The following is a 3,485-nucleotide window of genomic DNA, read 5'->3' as shown; positions in this document are numbered from 1 at the left end:
GCGCTGTCCTCCACCAGCGCCTTCGCGCGCCGCGGCCTGATCGACTGGCGGGCCGGCGCGCCGATGGCGCTGGCCGCCGCCGTCGCCGGCCTGGCCGGGGCGGCGTCGGTCAGCCACGTCCCGCGCGAGGCGCTCAGCTTCGCCGTGCCGATCGTGCTGATCGGCATCGCCGTCTACTTCGCCTTCGCCCGCAAGCTGGGCGACGCCGACGCACGCGCGCGCCTGGGGATCGGCGCCTTCACGCTCGCCTTCGTGCCGGTGATCGGCTTCTACGACGGCGTGTTCGGGCCCGGCGCCGGCTCGTTCTACATGATCGGCTTCATCACGCTGCTGGGCTGGGGCGTGGTGCGCGCCACCGCCCACACCAAGCTGGCCAACTGCGCCAGCAATCTGGGCGCGCTGAGCTTCTTCATCGCCTCGGGCGGCGTGGTCTGGAGCGTGGGCCTGACCATGGCGGCCGGCGCCTTCCTGGGCGCGCAGATCGGCTCGCGCCTGGCCATGAAGCACGGCGCGCGCCTGATCCGGCCGCTGCTGGTGGTGATCTGCTGCGCCATGGCGGCGAAGCTGCTGTCCGATCCGGCCAACCCGTTGCGGGTGGCTGTCGAGCACCTGATCGGCGGTTAGCCTAGCAGGCCGGCCAGGCGATCCAGGGTCCAGCCGAACTGAGCCAGCAGCTCCAGTTCGATCAGGATCCGCGCCGCCAGCCAGCCGAAGCCCAGCATGCGCGCGCGCGGCGAATACCCCCGGCGCAGCAGCACCCAGGCGAACAGCAAGGGCGCGACGAAGACGGCCAAGGCCAGACGACGCCCGACGCGGCGGACGGTCAGCTCGGCCCAATCGATGGTGACGGCGACGCTCATAGCTCGGCACTGATCCGGCGCAGCCCGGCGGCCGCTTCGGCCCCCTGCCGCAGGCGTTGATGAAGAACGGCCAGCCCCGCCGCCATGGCGGCGAGCAGACTGACCAGCGGCGCGACCACGGAAGGCCTCGAACCGAACGCCGCGAACGCCGCCACCCCCATGGCCGCGACGCACAGCATGCCGGCTTCGGCGAGCCGCAGCCTGAACTTGATAGTCATGAAAACAGCACTCCCCCACGCCAGTCTCACAGCTTCACCGTTCCGGCGCAAGCGAGCGCGACAATTGGCGCAGGGCGGGCGGAACCTCAGCCGCGCCCTGCCGTTGGCTCGAGCGGAACCGGAGGTCCCTCGATGCGCGTCCTGCTTCTCGCCCTCGTCCTGGCCGGATGCGCCGGCGGCGGCGAGACCGCGCCGCCGGGCGCCGACTTCGGTCCCGACCCGCAGCTGACCGCGCCGCACAGCCAGCTGATCCCCACCGTCAAGGTCGCGCCGGCCGTGGGCTGGCCGCAGGGCGCCGCGCCGACGCCCGCGCCGGGGTTGAAGGTGCAGGCCTACGCCAGCGGCCTGAGCCACCCGCGCCAGCTCTACCTCCTGCCAAGCGGCGACGTGCTGGTGGCCGAGACGGCCCAGCCCGCCTCGCCGGCGCCCAAGGGTCTGAAGGCGTGGTTCGAAGCGCGCTTCATGAAGACGGCGGGCGCGAACGTGCCCAGTCCCAATCGCATCATCCTGCTGCGCGACGCCGACGGCGACGGGACGGCGGAGACCCGCTCGGTCCTGCTGGAAGGCCTCAACTCGCCCTACGGCATGGCGCTGGTCGGCCAGACCCTTTACGTCGCCAACACCGACGCCCTGCTCGCCTTCCCCTACCAGCCGGGCGACACCCGCATCGCCGCCCCCGCCCGCAAGGTCGCCGACCTGTCCGCCGCCCAGCCCAACTATCACTGGACCAAGAACCTGGTCGCCGGGCCCGACGGCGCGCTCTACGTCGCCGGCGGCTCGAACAGCAATGTCGGCGAGAAGGGCATGGAGATCGAGGACGATCGCGCCCTGATCCAGAAGATCGATCCGGCCACCGGCGCGCGCGAAGTCTACGCCTCTGGCCTGCGCAATCCCGTCGGCATGGCCTGGGAACCGCAGACCGGCGCGCTCTGGGTGGCGGTGAACGAGCGCGACGAGATCGGCGACAGCGTGCCGCCCGACTATATGACCGCGGTCAAGGCAGGCGGCTTCTACGGCTGGCCCTACAGCTACTGGGGCGGCCACGTGGACAGACGGGCCAAGCCGCCGCGCCCCGACCTGGTCGCCACGGCCGTGACGCCGGACTACGCGCTGGGCGCCCACACCGCCTCGCTGGGCCTGACCTTCGCGGACGCGAACGTCGCGGGCCTGCCGCCCGCCTACACCGGCGGCGCCTTCGTGGGCCAGCACGGCTCGTGGAACCGCTCGGTCCCGGCCGGCTACAAGGTGATCTTCATTCCGTTCCGGGGCGGACGACCGGCCGGCGCACCGCAGGACGTGCTGACCGGCTTCCTCGACGCCAAGGGCCAGGCCCAGGGCCGCCCGGTCGGGGTCGCGCTGGACCGCACCGGCGCGCTGCTGGTCGCGGACGACGTCGGCAATACGGTCTGGCGGGTCAGCGCCGCGGCTCCCCCTCGCCCCTGACCACCTCGGAAGGGTCGTGCAGCGACGGCTCGTCGACGTGGCGGGTGCGCTCGATGGCGGCGACCAGGAAGGCGGTCGACCAGCCCAGCAGGAGTATGCCGTTGATGCCCTCGATGCCGCCCATCACCCGCCAGTGGCCAGGCAGCGCCGCCTCGTCGTAGCCGGCGGTCGAATAGGTGGTCAGCGAGAAGAACAGCGCGTGCTCGAAGTTCCTGGTCGCCCCGACCAGGTGAAACATCACGGCGTACATCCAGATCTCGATGGTGTGCAGCGCGACCAGGGCGAAGGCCACAGGCAGCAGCACGCGCAGCCGCTCGATCTGGCCCCGTCGGCGAAAGCGCGTCTCCATCCACCGACTCGCCTTCGCGATCCCGGCCAGGCCCAGCAGGTGGACGACGACGGTCCCGGCGACCATGGGCGCCGCCAGCGCCAGTTGAAGCGGGAGGGTGTCGGTCATCCGGCCTGCGAAACCGCCGAGGCCGAACGATGGGTCCGCCTTCAGATCAGAGCCGGGCGCTGATCGCGGCGACCAGCTCCAGCTGGCTGTTCACCCGCGCCTTCTCGAAGATCCGGCGGATGTGCGAGCGCACGGTGCCGACCGACACGCCGGTCTGCTCGGCCACCGCCTGCGGCGCCAGGCCGGCGACCAGCTTGGCGGCGACGGTCGCCTCGGTCGCGGTCAGGCCGTAGAGGGCGCGCGCGGTCTCGGCGCTGCGGGTCTCGGCGTCGCGCGGCGAGCGGGCGATCAGCAGGGCCACCGCATCGAACTTGAAAGCGTGCTCGCCGGGAATGGCGCTGACCTCGATCAGCAGGGGATCGACCCCGGCCTCGTCGCGCACGACGAAGGCGCGGGGCGGCGCGCCCGCCCCGCCCCGCGCCGCCGAAGCCGCGTCCAGGGCCTCGAGCACCCGCAGGGTGTCGGCGTCGTTGCGGGCCGACAGCCGGCCGTCGCGCAGGCGCAGCC

The 3,485-nt window shown here is 72.5% G+C and carries 6 protein-coding genes; 2 read left to right on the top strand and 4 right to left on the bottom strand.

Annotated elements, in window-relative coordinates; all coding sequences use genetic code 11:
* On the top strand, nucleotides 1-624 hold a 624-nt coding region (locus G3573_RS20915; RefSeq protein ID WP_163263583.1), incomplete at its 5' end, for a TSUP family transporter.
* Here the strand turns inward: G3573_RS20915 and G3573_RS20910 are convergent.
* Nucleotides 621-860: a hypothetical protein gene (locus tag G3573_RS20910; RefSeq protein WP_163263582.1), complete on the bottom strand. Its 240-nt coding sequence runs from the start codon at nucleotides 858-860 to the stop codon at nucleotides 621-623. The two genes, G3573_RS20915 and G3573_RS20910, sit on opposite strands and share 4 nt — an antisense overlap.
* Nucleotides 857-1,078, bottom strand: a complete 222-nt coding sequence (locus tag G3573_RS22080; RefSeq protein ID WP_205598415.1) for a hypothetical protein — start codon at nucleotides 1,076-1,078, stop codon at nucleotides 857-859. Before G3573_RS22080 ends, G3573_RS20910 begins: the two co-directional genes overlap by 4 nt.
* Nucleotides 1,079-1,210: 132 nt before the next feature.
* Here G3573_RS22080 and G3573_RS20905 point away from each other — a divergent pair, with 132 nt between their 5' ends.
* Complete coding sequence (locus G3573_RS20905; RefSeq protein WP_205598414.1) at nucleotides 1,211-2,521, top strand: sorbosone dehydrogenase family protein; 1,311 nt, start codon at nucleotides 1,211-1,213, stop codon at nucleotides 2,519-2,521.
* Here the strand turns inward: G3573_RS20905 and G3573_RS20900 are convergent.
* Nucleotides 2,493-2,978: a two pore domain potassium channel family protein gene (locus tag G3573_RS20900; RefSeq protein WP_163263580.1), complete on the bottom strand. Its 486-nt coding sequence runs from the start codon at nucleotides 2,976-2,978 to the stop codon at nucleotides 2,493-2,495. The genes G3573_RS20905 and G3573_RS20900 overlap by 29 nt on opposite strands.
* 46 nt (nucleotides 2,979-3,024) lie before the next feature.
* Nucleotides 3,025-3,485, bottom strand: a 461-nt coding sequence (locus G3573_RS20895; protein ID WP_163263579.1) for a helix-turn-helix transcriptional regulator, incomplete at its 5' end; no start/stop codon positions are given.

This window comes from Caulobacter sp. 17J65-9, assembly GCF_010975005.1.
Lineage (GTDB): Bacteria > Pseudomonadota > Alphaproteobacteria > Caulobacterales > Caulobacteraceae > 17J80-11.
This window is presented reverse-complemented; position numbering and strand designations above follow the sequence as displayed.

Coding starts and splice junctions, on each gene's coding strand:
- G3573_RS20905 (WP_205598414.1), top strand. CDS start 1,211: ATGCGCGTCCTGCTTCTCGCCCTCGTCCTGGCCGGATGCGCCGGCGGC.
- G3573_RS22080 (WP_205598415.1), bottom strand. CDS start 1,078: ATGACTATCAAGTTCAGGCTGCGGCTCGCCGAAGCCGGCATGCTGTGC.
- G3573_RS20910 (WP_163263582.1), bottom strand. CDS start 860: ATGAGCGTCGCCGTCACCATCGATTGGGCCGAGCTGACCGTCCGCCGC.
- G3573_RS20900 (WP_163263580.1), bottom strand. CDS start 2,978: ATGACCGACACCCTCCCGCTTCAACTGGCGCTGGCGGCGCCCATGGTC.